The sequence below is a fragment of the Streptomyces sp. NPDC037421 genome, from assembly GCF_055602105.1.
Window position 1 is genome coordinate 33,907 of the sequence record NZ_JBVJWV010000022.1, and the last position, 15,687, is coordinate 49,593.

At 68.3% G+C, this 15,687-nt stretch carries 15 protein-coding genes; 8 read left to right on the forward strand and 7 right to left on the reverse strand.

The features are described from left to right. Positions 1–113: 113 nt before the first annotated feature. From ACZ7IF_RS26740 to ACZ7IF_RS26775, 8 genes are all read left to right on the forward strand, one after another. Positions 114–683 carry a hypothetical protein gene (locus ACZ7IF_RS26740; protein ID WP_470976086.1) on the forward strand — a complete coding sequence of 190 codons (570 nt, stop codon included), beginning with the start codon at positions 114–116 and terminating at the stop codon, positions 681–683. Next, positions 680–985 carry a WhiB family transcriptional regulator gene (locus tag ACZ7IF_RS26745; protein WP_470976089.1) on the forward strand — a complete coding sequence of 102 codons (306 nt, stop codon included), beginning with the start codon at positions 680–682 and terminating at the stop codon, positions 983–985. Before ACZ7IF_RS26740 ends, ACZ7IF_RS26745 begins: the two co-directional genes overlap by 4 nt. A gap of 55 nt (positions 986–1,040) precedes the next feature. Beyond that, a complete protein-coding gene (locus tag ACZ7IF_RS26750) occupies positions 1,041–1,367 on the forward strand; it encodes a hypothetical protein (protein ID WP_470976091.1) in 327 nt (108 codons plus the stop codon). Beyond that, a complete protein-coding gene (locus ACZ7IF_RS26755) occupies positions 1,364–2,320 on the forward strand; it encodes a hypothetical protein (RefSeq protein ID WP_470976094.1) in 957 nt (318 codons plus the stop codon). The genes ACZ7IF_RS26750 and ACZ7IF_RS26755 overlap by 4 nt, the downstream gene beginning before the upstream one ends. A gap of 28 nt (positions 2,321–2,348) precedes the next feature. Next, complete coding sequence (locus tag ACZ7IF_RS26760) at positions 2,349–3,164, forward strand: ATP-binding protein (protein WP_470976096.1); 816 nt, start codon at positions 2,349–2,351, stop codon at positions 3,162–3,164. Between the two features lie 161 nt (positions 3,165–3,325). Then, a complete protein-coding gene (locus ACZ7IF_RS26765) occupies positions 3,326–4,561 on the forward strand; it encodes a DUF2637 domain-containing protein (protein WP_470976099.1) in 1,236 nt (411 codons plus the stop codon). Positions 4,562–4,651: 90 nt separating this feature from the next. After that, the gene (locus tag ACZ7IF_RS26770; RefSeq protein WP_470976102.1) at positions 4,652–5,089 is read left to right on the forward strand and encodes a hypothetical protein; all 438 of its coding nucleotides are present in this window, start codon (positions 4,652–4,654) and stop codon (positions 5,087–5,089) included. Between the two features lie 131 nt (positions 5,090–5,220). Continuing rightward, a complete protein-coding gene (locus ACZ7IF_RS26775; protein WP_470976105.1) occupies positions 5,221–6,636 on the forward strand; it encodes an ERF family protein in 1,416 nt (471 codons plus the stop codon). Between the two features lie 606 nt (positions 6,637–7,242). Here ACZ7IF_RS26775 and ACZ7IF_RS26780 read toward each other — a convergent pair. The 7 genes from ACZ7IF_RS26780 to ACZ7IF_RS26810 form a co-directional block, all read right to left on the reverse strand. Further along, positions 7,243–7,791, reverse strand: a complete 549-nt coding sequence (locus tag ACZ7IF_RS26780) for a hypothetical protein (RefSeq protein WP_470976108.1) — start codon at positions 7,789–7,791, stop codon at positions 7,243–7,245. A 288-nt stretch (positions 7,792–8,079) separates the two neighbouring features. Beyond that, positions 8,080–8,400: a hypothetical protein gene (locus tag ACZ7IF_RS26785; RefSeq protein WP_470976111.1), complete on the reverse strand. Its 321-nt coding sequence runs from the start codon at positions 8,398–8,400 to the stop codon at positions 8,080–8,082. Positions 8,401–8,478: 78 nt separating this feature from the next. Continuing rightward, positions 8,479–8,982, reverse strand: a complete 504-nt coding sequence (locus tag ACZ7IF_RS26790; RefSeq protein ID WP_470151772.1) for a hypothetical protein — start codon at positions 8,980–8,982, stop codon at positions 8,479–8,481. A gap of 120 nt (positions 8,983–9,102) precedes the next feature. After that, on the reverse strand, positions 9,103–9,459 hold the full coding sequence (locus ACZ7IF_RS26795; protein ID WP_470151774.1) for a hypothetical protein: 357 nt from the start codon (positions 9,457–9,459) through the stop codon (positions 9,103–9,105). Positions 9,460–9,471: 12 nt separating this feature from the next. Beyond that, entirely contained in the window at positions 9,472–13,359 is a 3,888-nt protein-coding gene (locus ACZ7IF_RS26800) for a hypothetical protein (protein WP_470976115.1), read from the reverse strand. A 69-nt stretch (positions 13,360–13,428) separates the two neighbouring features. Next, complete coding sequence (locus tag ACZ7IF_RS26805; protein ID WP_470151778.1) at positions 13,429–14,631, reverse strand: hypothetical protein; 1,203 nt, start codon at positions 14,629–14,631, stop codon at positions 13,429–13,431. Next, on the reverse strand, positions 14,631–15,614 hold the full coding sequence (locus ACZ7IF_RS26810) for a hypothetical protein (protein ID WP_470976117.1): 984 nt from the start codon (positions 15,612–15,614) through the stop codon (positions 14,631–14,633). Before ACZ7IF_RS26810 ends, ACZ7IF_RS26805 begins: the two co-directional genes overlap by 1 nt. Positions 15,615–15,687: the final 73 nt, after the last annotated feature.

Here is a 15,687-nt window from a genome sequence, read left to right on the forward strand (position 1 = left end):
GTAACGAATTTGGACCTCACTCCGTCCATAGGGGCGAAGGTCCACCGGCAGCAGACCGCCCAACGCTCCGAAGCCGGTTCGAGCACCCGGCAAACCAGAGAGGCACGAACGCGATGTCCGACCAGAACGGCACCCCTGCCGTCGACTACAGCGACCAGGCGCTGAGGGCTGCTGTGGCCTACCGCGTGAAGTCGCGGGTTGCCGCCATCTGCGACCCGCTGATCAAGGCAAACGCCGACTACATCAAGGGCACCAAGGGGCTGCGCAGCACCACGGCGGAGATGCCCGCCAGCGGCGCCGAGGACAGGTCCGTCCCGATCGGCACGTTCACGCGCAGCGTGTCGAAGCCGAGCTTCTTCGTCGCGGACGACCAGGCCGTCTCCGACTACGCCGAAGAGCGCGGGGAGATGGACTTCGTCGTCAGGCCCAGCTTCGTCACCGCCCTGCTGGGGCGAGTTCAGTACGACTGCGCGACCAACACGGTCGTTGACCGCACCACCGGCGAGGTGGTCCCAGGGATCGGGTACGACCCGGGTGGTGTGACCCTCAAGGTCAGCCCCTCCTGGGACCCGGCGGGCGTGGAGGCCCTGGACGCCTACCTGGGCTTCATCGAGGAGATGCTCTCGAACCTGCCCGAACTGACGGCCAGCGACTTCCACCGCAGCCTGGAGGCGGGACAGTGAGCATCCCCGTCTTCATGCGCGACGCCCCCTGCTCGCAGATCGACCCGGAGCTCATGTTCCCGGCTCCGTCGGACCTCGCCAAGATCGAAGAGGCCAAGACCACCTGCGCCCCGTGCCCCTTCCAGATCGAGTGCCTGGAGTGGGCACTCGACCCGGCCAGCCGTTGCGTCTTCGGCGTCTTCGGCGGCAAGACCGAGGACCAGCGCAAGGCACTGGTCAAGAAGCGGAAGCTCGGAAGGCCCCAGCGCCCGAACTACGGCCCCCGCCCGGCCGCCAACCGGCGCATACCCGCCTCCGTCTGATCTTCCGCACGCCACGCCCCACCCCGCCCCTGCGGCGGGGCCCAGGGCGCACCTCATGCAAGGACCCCTCGTGATCCCCAGCGACACCCGTCTGGCGCTGATCGACCAGGCCACCGACCTCGTCGGCGACGCGATCAGCCCGACGACGTATCTCCTGTGTGTCAGGCACCTGCGTCGTCGGGACATAGACGTACGTGAATGGCACCGCTGCGCCGACCTCGCTGCGACCGGGCTGCTCACGCACCACCAGGCCCGGAAGGCGGCTGGCCAGCTCGTCGCGGCCGGGCTGCTTGAACGCCGAGTGCACTACCGCCGGCGACGCGGCGACAAGCAGTACGTCGAGTACCGGCTGCACCTGCCCACCGAAGGGGTCGTCCAGTGACCAAGCACGACCCCGCCGACCTTGATGAGCAGTTCCGGCTCGCCGCTGGCCGCAAGGCCCCCTACACGACGATCCCGGACTGGATCACGCTTCACGAAGACCTAGACCCGCAGGCCAAGGCGGTCTACGGGGTGCTCGCGATGCACGTCAACGTCTCCAGGCGAGACAACATCAGTTGGCCCACCCGCCTGACCATCGCTCAGATGCTGAACTGGAATCGCGAGCAGTCGCCAGACAAGTACATCCAGCAACTCGAATCCGTCGGTGCCATCGACACCGAGCCCATGACGCGGCCCAACGGCGCCAAGGGCAAGCTGTACATCGTGCACCAGACGCCGCCGCCCGGCTTCACAGGAGTGGTGACCGTCGCGGACTGGTACGACCGCAAGCGCGAGGAACTGGCCAAGGCCGGCCCTGCCCCCCGCCCCGGCCGGCCGCGGAAGCCGGTTGCTCCGGCGCCAGCGCCCGAGAAGCCCGCAGCGAAGAAGGCGGCGGCCGCGAAGAAGACGACCGCCGCGAAGGCGGCGAAGGAGAAGTCGCCGGCGGAGCTGGAGCTGGATCAGCGGGCGCACAAGGGCGCGCAGCTCTGGTGGGATGAGCATGCCCCCGCCTTGGTTGAAGCCAAGCAGATGACCAGGCTCACCGGGACGCCCCGCCAGCGAAGCAGCAAGTTCCTCGCCCTGCGCGGCATGATCCGGGGAGCGCTGGCGGCTGAGTACGACCCGCGCCAGATTCTCGCCGCCCTCAAGGAGCTGAAGCTCTGGCTGCCGTCGGCGCAGCAGTTCGATGCCGCGCTCGGCCGCCAGGACGGCGTCCAGGGCAAGGCGGGCGGACGTCGCGGAGTGCAGCCGATCTTCAAGAACGATCAGTGGAAGCCGGACGAGCCGGAGAAGGGCGCTGTCCCCGCCGCGCCCGACCTCGATGTGTTCGGCGTCCAGACCGATGACGACTGATCAGCCGTCCGAAAGGAGGTCCGACGAGATGCCTCTTGCCCTACCCGCAGCACCTGCCCTGCCGAGCCAGAGCCGCGAACCCATGCTTGCGGCCGGCGCGGTCGGCAAGGTCGCGGCCATCCTTCGGCAGCGCGGGATGGACCCCGCCAAGGCGTCCATGACGCAGGACCGACCGGATGACACCGAGGCCTACCAGCAGCAGGTCTACCGAGACGCGTGGGTGAACTCGCTGCGCTTGTCCGGCCACGCGGACTACGCCCGGTACACCCTCGGCTCCCTGGACGACCCCAGCCAGCGCCCCGAGCACATGAAGAAGTACGTTGAGCAGCTTGCCGCCGCCCGCCGCCACAACCGCGAGCAGCTCAAGCTGCCCGTGGAAGACCGGCGCGAACTCCGGCCGAAGATCCTCCACCTCGTCGCGGCCGGTGGTGTCGGTGCGGGGAAGACCGTGGCGGCTGCCGCCGCGGGCTCCTTCGCCGTCGAATGCGGCCTGATGGCCCGGTTCGTCTCGCACTCGATGTACCTCGCCTGGCTCCGGCCGGAGGGGGCGCCCGCTGGTCTCACCCCCACACAGGTGCGGGAACGGTACGAACGGTGCGACCTGCTCGTCCTGGACGACCTGTGCAATGAGATGGACGAGTACGCGACCAACCACGTGCGCACGCACACGTCCAACCTGATCACGGCTCGCATCAACTCGGGACGCGCCACGCTGTTCACGACAAACCTGACCTTCGATCAGATCGAGGCTGTCTTGGGTGAACGGCTCGCCTCGCGGGTCGGCAACCGCGCGACCGTCCTGCGCATGGTCGGCGACGACCGCAGAAAGCCGCAAAGGTGGTAAATCCTCAAACCTGGCCGGCCTAGCGGAGAACGGACATCGTTGAGGGGCCACGCGTGATCTAGGCTGTCCGGCAACCGGGCGTCCACGAGCAAGGGCGCACCAGGTCAACGCTCCTGGAGGACATCACCGTGGCCCCATCCATCTCGTCGCGCGCTGCCGCCATGACCGAAGCCGAGATTCGCGCGGCCGAGTTCATCCTCATGACGGGCACCTGGGCGATCACCGCAGGCGCCCTGCTGTTCAGCGTCCTCACGGTCACCCCCCTGGTCCGATCGGTCAGCCCGACCGGCTGGGAGTGGACGGCCCCCATCCTCCCCGTCGTCGTGGACGCCGCGGTAGTCATCGTCGTCCGCCTGGACTCCGTCATCTCGCGACTCGGTGCGTCGGGTGGCGCTTGGCCGGCGATCCTGCGCTGGATGACCGGCATCATGACGCTCGCTCTCAACGTGGGCAACTCCGCCCTGCACCGAGACTGGGTGGGCATGGCGGTCCACTCTGTGGCACCCCTCCTCCTCATTGTGACCGCCGAGGCCGGCCTCGCCTACCGCCGGGCCATCAACACCGCTTTGGCCCGGATCGCGCGGGAGCAGGCTGAGGTTGAAGAGCGGGTCCGCCTTGAGCGGCAGGCCGAGGCCGAACGGCAGCGCGAGGAACGGCAGAAGGAACAGGCCGCCCGCGAGAAGGCCGCGCAGGACGCCCGGGAGCACGCTCTCCGCCTGGAGCAGGAGCAGGCGGACCGAGAGGAAGCGCGGCTCCTCGCCGAGCGCGAACACGAGCTTGCCCTGGAGCATGAGCGGACGAAGCGCGAGGAGCAAAAGGAGCGGTTGCGCCTGGAGCAGGAGCGGGCAGCCCGCGACCACGAGCTTGTTGTCGAGCGTGACCGCGCCGCGCGGGAAGACGCCGAGCGCCGGCGGCGCGAAGACCGCGAAGAGCGTGAGCGCCGGGAGAAGGTCGCCCGGGAAGAGAAGGCGGCACGCGAAGCGCTGGAGAGGGCCGAACAGGTGCGCAAGGACCGGGAGCCGCAGTTCGCTGGCGTATCCCCTGCGCGGGCCGTGGGCAAGCTTGGCGTGACGGCCACGCTGGCGAAGCCGGTGGCGGCCAGGTCGGTGGAGGTGGTGATGAAGAACGAATTCGCCGGGATGACCCAGTCGGACGCCGAGGAGGCCCTGTTCGAGCTGTACAGGGAGGCCCGTGACGCGAACACCTACGAAGACTGGAAGCGGGACAACCCTCTGTTCCAGCCCCGGGGGCCGTTCTGCGGAAGCAACCTGGGGCGCCGGCTTGGCCGCTCGGACGCTGCGGGCCGTACCAACGTCATGCCGAAGTTCGAGGAGTGGTACGACGAGTACCTGGCGAAGAAGCACGAGGAGTCGCGTGAGCTGGTCGGCGTGGGCTGACCTCCTTTCACTCCTGCTCGGCGGGCGCCTCGTATTCTCGGGGCGCCCGCCGCCGTCTTTCCCGGCCCGATTCGAATGGACCGTACGCCCATGGACCGCTCACAGCAGGCTGCCGAGGCCCGACTCATCGCAGCCAGCCACGCGCGAGAGGTCTCCGACTTCGCCCGCGGCATCGTGGGCGCGACGTCCAGCGCAGCCACCGCAGAGGAACGCATCCGTGAGGCTCGGAGGCTGCGGCTGCTCGCGCTTCAGGTGCTCAACTGGAGCGTGCGCGCGGAAGTGCTCGACGGTACGCCGTGGGCTGAGATCGCGACGGCGCTGGGCCGGGATGCAGAGGCGGTCCGTGCCGAGTTCGAGCCGGGCACCTCGCAGTGGGCGGATCTCGCGTCGCGCGAACCAGAGCGGGCGGAACGCTGCGTCGCAGAGGCCGAGGCCCTGGACACCTGGTACAGGGCGCACGCCGTGGACTTTCTGGATCCCGCCGAAGATGCGCCGGTTTCGAGGCTTTTCGCTCCTCCGCAAGAGTAGCCAAGCTGATAAAGTGTGAACCACGCCCGAAGGGGGTCGCAAGACCATCCGACGGCGCAACATGCCCCCGGTACGAGCAAGCCGCGGGGCGGGCAACGCTCCACACCACCAGCCAGGAGGAACGGTCACCCATGACCGAGACGACCACCCCAGAGACGCCTCTGACCGTTGATGAGGCATTCATCGCGGTCATGCGGGAGATCGGCCCGGTCGGCAAGAAAGGCCGGAACAAGGACCAGGGCTACCACTTCCGCGCCCAGGAAGACATCGTCACTGCCGCTCGGAAGCCGATGGCGAACCACGGCCTGCGCATGCTTCCCCGGGTCATCAGTCACGAGCACTTCACCCGCGGTAAGGTCAACGTCGCCATCATCGAGGTGGAGTTCACCTTCCGTGGCCCCACCGGCGACACCATGCCGCCCATCCTGGTGATCGGTGAGGGCGCCGACGTGTCCGACAAGGCCAGCAACAAGGCCATGACCGCCGCGAAGAAGTACGCCTTCATCCAGGCGTTCGAGATCGCCGACGGAGCGGACGACGGCGACAACGACCACCCGGCAGCCGTTCGGGGGCCCCTGGACTGGTACATCGACCAGATCCGCCAGCCCAATATCTGGCAGAACGCCGAAGCGCTGCGGAAGCTCCGGGACCGGGCCGTAGCCGAGAAGGTCGCTGACCTGGAGATGCCGGACGCTCCCGGACAGACCTTCCGCCGACTGATCGAGGGGCAGGGAGCGAAGCTGATCCGTGAGCAGCAGGAGCGAGACCAGCGGAAGGCCGAAGAGCGCGAGGCCGTTGCCGCGCAGATGAGCGCCGAGTACCCGACGCCGGAAGAACTGAACGACGACCCGTGGATCCAGCCGGCCCCGCCGCGCGAAGAGCGGCACATGAGCCCGGGTCCCGCCCCGACCCGCCGCGAGGCTCCTGCCGGCACGCGTGAGCACCAGCCCACGCCCGCCCCGCCCGTGCCGGATCCGGCCGCAGTCGAAGCACAGCTGGTTCAGGCCGCAGCGGATCCCGCGAACTGGGAGCAGCGGCTGAACGACCTTCGCGCGCAGTACGGAGCCGCCGCCCTCGCACAGACCATCGTGCGAACGGAGTGGGGGACGGTCGACGCCAACAGCGCGATCACCATGGCGTTGCTGAGCCGCCCGAGCACCCCCGCGCCCGATGAGGCACCTGCCGCCCCGAGCACCCCCACGGCCGCGCCGGCGGCGGATAACCCGCGGGCCCGGAGCAAGATGACCGCCAAGGACCGGGCGCAGGAGGACATGGTCGCCGAGCTGGAGTTCCAGGCCCAGATGCTCGGCTTGGGATCCCTGGAGTTCGCCGCCGATCTGCTGCCGCCAGGCGCCACGAGCCTGGAGCAGATCCAGAAGGTTCGAGCGATGCAGGACCACATCAAGGGGCACCGGCCGGAGGTGCTCGCAGCGATGATCCAGAACGGGCTGACGAACGCGGCGGCGGAGTACGCCAAGTTCGGAGACCGCGTTCCGGCCAGGAACATCGCCGCATTCATTCGCGGAGTGCTCGCCCCACAGAGGTGACGTGACGTGCCGGGCCCCTTGCCCTGCCGTACTCAGGGTCTCAGCCGTCTGCCGTCTGCTCGGCAGTCGTCACGTCACGTCACGCAGCCCGCGACCCAGATCAAAGTTCGCCTCCCGGGTTCGGGTTCGGGTTCGCCCCCCGGGTTCGGGTTCGGGCCCGAACGACGTGTGCCGAAGTGGGTTCGCGTAACCAGCCAAGGATCCAGGAACGGGGTGTTCCCAATGGGAACACCCCGCACGGGGCCGTACGTCTCTTCAGTCCCAGCACCGCCTAGGGTGCGGTTGCGCCGTTGAGTTCGCGCGCTTGACCTGCGGAAACAAGGGCAAACCCCCAGAGCGAACCCGAACCCTCTGGGCCGAACCCGAACCCGAACCCTCTGGGCCGAACCCGAACCCGAACCCTCTGGGCCGAACCCGAACCCGAACCCTCTGGGCCGAACCCGAAGCCCTGGGGGAGGCGAACCCGAACCCTGACTCCGAACGGAACCTGGGAATAGGGAGGCGAGCCCTGACCCGGACCCACCTTAAGAGGGGGTGCGCAGGCGCGAACGCAGAAGGCGCGCCCCCGGGCTGGGAGCGCGCCTTTCGTAGGTCACCGGGGCAGGACTATGCGTCGGCCGCCCTCGCTGCTGCGCGCTGACGCTTCTGTTCCGCTACCCGGTCCTCATCGTTCTGCTCCTCTTCGCGCACCAGCTCCAGGAAGCGCTCCGGGAACTCGTCAGCCAGGCGGCGACGTGCTCGCCCCCGCGGGTTCGACTCCGGGGGCAGGTATCCGCGCCGAGCGATGATTCCCGCAAGGACGTTGTGGAGCAGCTCGGCCTCGTGCTCGGCGTTCAGGCGGAAGCGGCGAAGTCGTTCCCGGCGTCCGTTGTTGCTCTCCTGGGCCGGGGGCTCTAGGTACTTCTCGGGATCTTTGAGGAGATCGGTGATGGCGCGGCGGGCCTTGCGGGCCAGTTCCGTCGAGCGCACGGCGTACGCGGTGACTCGGTCCTTCTCCGAGGACGAGATGAAGACCCCCAGCGCAGTGGTGAACTGCCGGTTGGACAAAGCCTTGAGGGCCTCGATCCTGGTCGCGACCTCGCTCGGGTCGGGCTCCGTCCAGCGGCTTTGGCGCGAGCCCGGTTCGTCTAGCCCGTTCTGCTGCGTTGCCGCCATGACGGCTGGCCCTCCTGGAGTCGCTCGTGGCCGGCTGTCGCCGACAGGGGGTGCAGGGAGAGGTGGCCGCCCTGCTACCGATCTCACCGTGGGCCGGATCATCCCGGATAGCGGCCAGTACCCGGCCAGTCTCGGCGCCATTTCTCGCGGTAACGCTCCAGGCCCCAACCATGAGGAAAGACCCAGAAACCCGCGAGGGGCCACCTGCGACGGTGAGATCGGCGGCACGGCGGCCACCTCATTGCGGATGATACCTGCGCAGCGCTGCTCAGCCGCTACGCAGCGGTGCTATCCGGCGGTTGGAGCCTCCTTCGGGCTGGTGGCGGACTCGATCGCCGGCGCGATGAAGGTCGGCTTCCACACGAGGTCGTAGGCGCTCTGAGAGGCGGCCAGGACCGCGGCGAGCGTGGCGAGAGTGGGCAGGCCGTGCTGGAACTGCTCCGGACCGTCTACGTAGGCGACGGTCACGACACCGGCGATCAGCGCCGTTACGACCGCGACGATCTTCTTTGCGCGCACGGACCACTGCGGGCGCTGCACGACGGCGGTGAGCAGCGGCAGCATGGAGCCGACGGCCGAGCCGGCGGCGATGGAGTCGAGTGTGGACATGTTGGCGATCCCGTCTGTCGGTGGTGAGACGGCGGGGACTTTGCACTCTGGCGGCTGCTTACGTCCCGGGGCGGCCGCTCACCGGTCGGCGTTCGCGACGTCAGCCGCGATCTCGTCTGGTGGCTCCGGGGCGGGGCGGCCGAGGGCCTTGGCGACAAGGCCCCGAAGATCACGGATGTAGTCGAGAGCGGCGGCCTTCCAGCGGCGGTCCTTGCGCTGCTCCTCCTGGAGCTGGCGGACCTCGCGCGTCAGCTCCAGCTGACCGGCTTCGAGCATGGCAACGCGCTCAACGGTTTGCCCGTGCATGGTCCGTTCCTGGTCCAGGAGGACCTTCTGCTGGTCGAGCATTCCGCGCTGCTGGTCGAGGAGGCTGGCGAAGCCATCTGTGACCGTGCGCATGGCGGCGACGTAGGTCTGGCCCTCGGTGGCTTCAGCGGTGGCCCTGGCCTGGACCGCAGCGACGCGTTCGTCGGTGTTCGCCTTTCGGGTGACCTGGCGATAGCTGAACCAGGCGCCGGTGACGACGCCGAGCATGGCGCAGAGCGGTGCGAGCGCGGGCGCCAGGGAAGCGAGCCAGTCCATGGCGCCCTCCTATTCCTCGGTGGTGATGTGGGGATGCGCGGGGGGCCGAGGCTGGGGCCGGCGGCCCCCCGCAGCTCGTACCGTGTCGGGCCGATTGCCTTACGTCTCGGCCAGGCGTGGTTACGGCGCCGTTGGGGCGACACCGGCAGTGAGGTTCCAGGCACGCCGGACAGCCATGAGGATCTCCTCGTCGGTTACGGCCTCCTGGGCGCTGTCGGGGTTGGCGTCGTCGTGTGCGGCGGCGGCCGCCGCCGAGACGACAGGGTCGGCGGCGATGACGGGCGCGAGCCCGGGGGTCGTGCCGTCGCCGGGGTTGATCATCGTCCGGGCCAGGGATACACGCAGGGGGTTCCCGGGGGTGGTGGGGCTTTCGGCGAGGACTTCGCGGGCGACCCGGGTGAAGGCGGTACGGACTCGGGCAGTGAAGAGGGTGTGTCGGCCGAGCTCGTGCTCGGCGATCAGGGTGGACGTGGGCATGGGCTCTCCTGGCTATCTGGTGTACGTCACGCGGAGCTGCGGGGCGTAGTCCTCGCCGGCGCCTCGGGCGCGGCCGTAGTAGGTGCTGTTGCTGTTGTTGGGGTCGAGGGCAATGCCGCGCCAGCTGGTTGAGTCGAAGATGTGGCTGATGTCGATCCACCGTCCTTCGTTGCGGCCGAAGTCGGCGGTGACCGAGTCGGCATCGGAGCTGAACGAGCCGGGGCGCGAGCTATGGCCGTGGGCACGGATGACGGCCGTACCGCCGGACGCGTAGTACCAGTGGTCGAAGTACAGGAACACCGAAACCTCATTGATCTGGGCTCCGGCTAGGTCGCTGCCGAGGTCGAAGCCCACCAGACTCGCCTGTATGCCGTTGGTGCTGGAGTAGTAACCCTGGAGCATCTTGTTGCCGTAGAACGAGTTGTAGGAGCCGCGGTTGGCGTACGACCCGGACCAGGCGGCGCCGTAGAACTTGGTGATGGTCTGCTTCGGCGGGGTGACGATGCCTCCGCCGGCGTTGTACAGACCCGTGTCAGGCAGCGCCGGGCCGATGTCCTCGACGTACATGTGTCCCGGCACGTCAGCACGGCCGAAGAGAGTCACGGTCAGCCCGGCGGGCGCCCATTGAGCGTGGAAGGTGGCCAGGAGGCGGTGCAGACCGGCGCCGAACTCTGCCCCGGACTTGATCAGCTCGACGCGCACAGGGCGGAAGGCGGTGCCCCCCAGCTCGAAGACCCGGGTCTGAAGCACGGGACTGCTGACGCTGGGGGTGGAGGAGCCTCCGTCGCGGAAGCTGACATGCACTTCCCCGCCGTCGGTGGACGCGGTCACGAAGGCGTCAAGCACGACCCGGTACATGCGGGCGGGGTCGGCCTTGAAAGACAGCTCGACATAGCCGTACTCGGAGGCCCCGCCGGTGACCGCTTCGGTTTGGCGGCCGAACGCGACCAGGCCGCGCGGGGCGTAGGCGATGACGTTGCTGAGGCTGTCGCCGCCCACGGTGAGATTGCCGGCGACGGCCAGGTCCGAGAACCGGCCGTTTCCCCGGTCGTCGATCGTCGCGACCGGAAGGCCGTCGGTCGTCAGCGTCAAAAAGTTCCGCTGCCCACTTACCAGCGACACGGTCTCTTGGCCGTCGTCCGCGAACAGGCGCAGTCCTTCCGGGGAGAGCTCCGCCCGGGACCCCGTACCGCGGGATCCCACGACGGCCCGCGCCTCGGCGTTGTCGAAGCGGACCGTTCCGGCCGTGGAGAGGTACGTCTGGAGGTAAAGCCGGGCGCGGACCGCGCCGCTGGGAGCTTGCTGCTTCCCGGTCAGCCGGCCCCAGGCGCCCCGGGTGGGCGTCTTGTCCAGGACCGCGTTGAAGGAAAGGGAGGCCCCCGCGCTGTCCTGCCACTCCACGGCGAAGCGCACCGAGTCCCCGGACCAGTCGCTGGAGACCAAGTAGTCGACGCTCAGGTACAGAGACTCCCCGGGGAGGACCGGCACCACCGCGAGGTTGATGCCCTGCGTGAGGGGCGAGGCTGACGTGGCGAGGACTTGCACGGCCTTGGTGGAGCCGTTCCCAGTGGGAACAACCGACCACGCGGCCCCGGCCGCAGCCACGCGGGCAGTCGTGATCTCACCTTCGAAGCTGGGGTCGGAGATCATGTTGCCGGTCGTCCCGAGGGCCAACCGGTCAGCAGTGATGGCGCCAGCCTTGATGTGCGTGGCATCGATGGTGCCCGCGAGGATCTTGGATGCGGTCACCGAGTTCACGGCGAGCTTGTCCGCAGTGACGGCCAGGGCGTCCAGCTTGTCCGTCGTGATGGCCAGGGACGCGATCTTCTCGGCAGTGACGGCAAGGGCTACGAGCTTGTCTGTGGTGACGGCGCCCGCCAGGATCTTGGGCGCGGTCACCGCCCCATCGGCGATCTGGACTGCGGCCAGGACCGGGCGGCACACGGCGTTGTCCCACCACACCGCCCCGGCCGTGCCGTATGCCTCAAGACGGACCCGGGCCCGCCACGCCCCGGCCGGCGCCGTGACGGTCGCGGACAAACGCGTCCAGGCGTCGCGGACCGGTTGGGTCGCCGAGGCCTTCCCGAATCCGAGGACGGTGGAGTCCGCCGCCTCCCACCGCACCTGCATGTTGACCTCGCTGCCGGTCCACGCTTCCGGCACGAAAGTGTCGACGGCGATGTAGAGCTGATCACCGGGAGAGACCGGCAGGAGACTCAGCTCCACCGCCCGTCGAGCAGCCACAGCGGACGTCGAGTCGACCTTCAGGCTGCTCGGTGACCCGTTGCCGAAGGCCTTGTCCTGGGTGGCGTACGAGCTGAACCGCTCAACAACCGCCGCGGTGTACGCGCCCTCGAACGAGGGGTCGGAGAGGATGTTGGCGCCGCCCGCGATCGTCAGCTTGTCCGCGGTGATGGATCCTGCCGCGAGCTCGATGGCGGTGACGGCTCCAGCCTGGATCTCGCGGGCGCCGATGGCGTCTGCCGCGATCTTGCCTGCGGTGACGGCGTCGGTAGCCAGCGCTCCGGTGGTCACGGAGCCGACGACGAGGTTGGTGCTGTCGACCAGGCCGGTCTTCAACGCCTCGATGGTGAAGGCGTCGACCTGCATTACGTTGGGCGAGTTCGCGGTGGCGGCTGAGGTGTAGTTCAGCCACAGGTACGGCGAGATGAAGCGGACACCGTCGTGCAGCAGGCCGGCCGCCCGCGGGTCGGGGCTCACCCCGCCCGATCCGTTGGCGCCTGGCACGGCACGGCCCTTGAGGTAGCCGACGACCGTCACCCAGCCCTCGCTCGTCGTGAGGGGCTGGTTCGATGCAGCGGCGTAGAAGTGGCTACTCGCGGAGTTCTCGCCCACGCGATTGACCAGCGTGGTCTTGTCCGCGCCGACACCGAGCACGCCGACGTAGAAGGAATCCGTGGCCTCAGACGGGCCGGTCAGCCGCACCCGGGCGCTGATCCGATAGAGAGTGCCGGGATCGTACGGGATCAGGGTGGTCCCGCGAGCCCGTATGAATCCGGTCGCCTGAGCGACGGTCCGGCCGGTGGGTGCGTCAGAGATGCCCGCCAGGTGCTCCCAGGCGGCGCCGGTCCCCTTCGCGAGTACCTGCCAGCTGGTCGCGTCGCCCATCGCGTCGACGTACCGCTGTGCTGCACTGTCGGCGAGAGCGCCGCCTAGGGCGTTCATGTTGACCGCGCCGTTCGCGATCTTGTCGAGGGTGACCGCGGCCTTGGCGAGTTTGTCCTCCAGGACGGCGCCGGCCGCGAGCGCGGTTGAGCCGACCGCGCCGAGAGCGATCTTCGCCTCAGTCACCGCGCTCTGGGCGAGCTTGGTCTCCGTGACGATTCCGTCGATCAGGTCTTGCGGTACTGCCTGCCTCGGTGTGCCCTGGGCAGCTGCGGAGGGCGGGCCGGTGACTGCCGCCGTGTTCGTGCCGACGAGCCGAACCCACACCGAGGTGTAGCCCTCGATCGCGATCGTGAGGCTGCCGCCGTGGACGTCGGTGATGGAGCCCGCGAGGGTGGTGGGGCTCGGGGTGAAGTCGGCGGCCGAACCCACGTGCACCTGCACCAGGGAAAAGTCGTTCGGCGTGACGTACTTGTCCTCCCAGAGCCCGTCCCAGGTCACGACGAGACCAGCGAGGACCGAATCGATCCTGGGCGCCGTGGGAGTCGGCGGCGGCGGCGAGTTCGTCGGGACGATCGCAACCGTTCCATCTGGCTGCATCCCGACGGATCCGCGGTGTGTGCCGTCCTTGTCGTAGACCGCGATCGCACCACCCTCGATTGAGGTGTGCGATGCCTGTGTGGACCGCTCCAGCGCTTGGAGCCGAAGGTCGTAATCGGCGAGCAGCGTCGCCAGACGCCGCGCGTCCGACTTCGTGTCGAGGAAGGTGGCCATCAGTGCAGGGTCGAGGCGCGGAAGGGTTAGTGTCCCGGCGTGTTGTTCCCAGTGGGAACAGCACGCTCCTCAGTAGTGGAACGCGTCTGAGCGCTTGAGGGTGAGGAGGCACGTTCCATCGGCGGAGATTTCGTCGCCGACGATGCGGTGCCACAGGTCGACGTCCCCCACCCACGGCACGTGGACCTGGACGCGAATGTCGTCGCCGAGTTGCCAGGAACCGAAGTGCGCGTTGGGGTGGTCAAAAACCTGGATCGCGGGGATCTGTAGGGCCTGCGTGCGGCCGTCCAGCTCCTGCTCGCCCCGTAGGCGCAGAGCGTTTGCGGAAGAGATCGTCTTGTCCGTGACGGTGGCGACGCGGCGAAGTCGGTTGTGTGCCGGCCGGGCTACCTGGGCGCGCAGCATGGCCCGGCCTTCGCCCTTACCGAGGACCACGACTTCGTTCGCGTATTCGTCGCCCAGACCTTCGGGCTTGGCAATGGCGATCAGGTTCTCGCCGTCGGCGAAGCGCAGGTCATCGCGTTTGCGGCCGAGCCGAGGAGTGCCCAAACGTAGCTTGTGCTCGATCGAGCGGTGATCGCTGTTCCATGCGTGCGTCTCGATCCAGTCGAACGGCATGTCGCGGGCGAGCTGGTCGAGTGCCTGCCCGCAATCAGGACTGTTCCACCAGGCCAGTTCCCAGGGGTCGGAACCATCTGCGGCGCCGAGCAGCTTGCCGAGGTTGTGGGTGTCGATGCGTAGCCCGATGTCTCCGTACGGCCGCGACTGGATGTGCTCCCAGATTGCTCGGAAGGCGTCGAAGGCGTCGATGCGCGGACCTGTGTACGGATCGGGCGGCTTCGGCATCGGCTGCTTCGGGTTAGTGAAGTCGATGTAGCCGTCATGATTTTTGTCGCGACCGTCGTAGGGGTCAGGTGGGGTGATCAGCTCGCCGGAGATCAGCCGGTCCTCGTACGGAATGCCGTGGGCGTAGCTGCTGAGCCCTTCACATTCCACGAACATCTTCGCGCCGTCGAACGACGCCTTGGTGATGATGCCGCCCCATCGCAGATGCCCATCGACCTCCAGGTAAACCTTGGTGTTCCACTCCTCCAAGATCGGCATCTTGTCGGGGCCGATCAGCCGGGCGTACTCGGGTTCGATGGTCGCGGTGAGGGTGCCGGGTCCGGACAGGGCGCGCTGCGGGTTGCTGCTGAGGGCCAGCGGTACGTCCCAGTCGATGAACTCACCGGAGATGGCTCGCTGAGCAATGAAGCGCCATCCCGTCCGCACTACACCCCTCCGTCCAGCTCCGGGGCCTCCTGGAACTCGACGTCGTGGACGATGGCGGAGCGGTCGTCCACGCGCAGGTCGCCTGTGTGATCGGTGGACATCCAGGTCTTCAGGAACAGGGGCTGGGTTGTTCCCCGCATCGCTGGTGGAATGTTGACCGTGGAGGCCACCACTTGCGTCAGTCGCCGGGCGCCGCCTCCTTGGTCGTCATCGATGGTCGTCGGGTGCCCTCCCCAGATGCTGTTGCCGAGGAAGTGCTGCACTTCAGCCCGGACGAGGGCGTTGAAGAGGCCGAGGCCGCCGATCGTGGTGACGAGCTGAACGCGGGTGGCCCACGTGGGGATCCGGATGTTGACGCGGGCGACGTCGGGCCAGTCGTGCCAGGCGCCGTCTTCCGGGAATAGGAACTCCGCATTAGCCGTGAACAGGGGGTAGATCCGGCGTTCGCGGCGGGGTTGGACCATCTCCCGCAGGTCCGTGATCATCGCATTCGTGACGCTGGACGTGTTGGGAGGCAGGTCGATCCGGGCTAGCGCGATCGCCGAATCGCCAGGCCGGACCTGCTTCACGTCCACAGTCGTCTTCGGTACACCCGATATGACGCGGGTGTAGATGTACGGACCGACCTTCGGGTCCGCCGGCAAGGCCCAGCTCTCACCTTGGCTGAAAGGGTTCTCAATCCGGGCGACGATCAGGTCCGAGCGCGCGCTCACGCCGGTAGCGGCGATAGACACCTGCTCGGCAACCGGCAGGCGCCCAGCGTACGACTGGTAGGCGGACCCAGGTGCCTTGTTCGTGATGGCGCAGGCGCCCGTCGTCACCTGGACCGCCGCAGCCGGCGAAGCGAGGGCACGGATTTGGAGGTCGGCGGGGCCGACGACTCCCTCAGAACCCCCGAACGCGGCGTACGCAAGCAGTCGGGTGATCTCGCTGGAGTGCTCGGCGCCTCCCTCCACGAACCAAGGCACTGAATCCCACGGCATGCTGCGGCTCCTTCTCAATCGACGGAGCCGCAGCGTGAACCACCGGCACCCCTAACGTCCTGGCCTGTCCGCT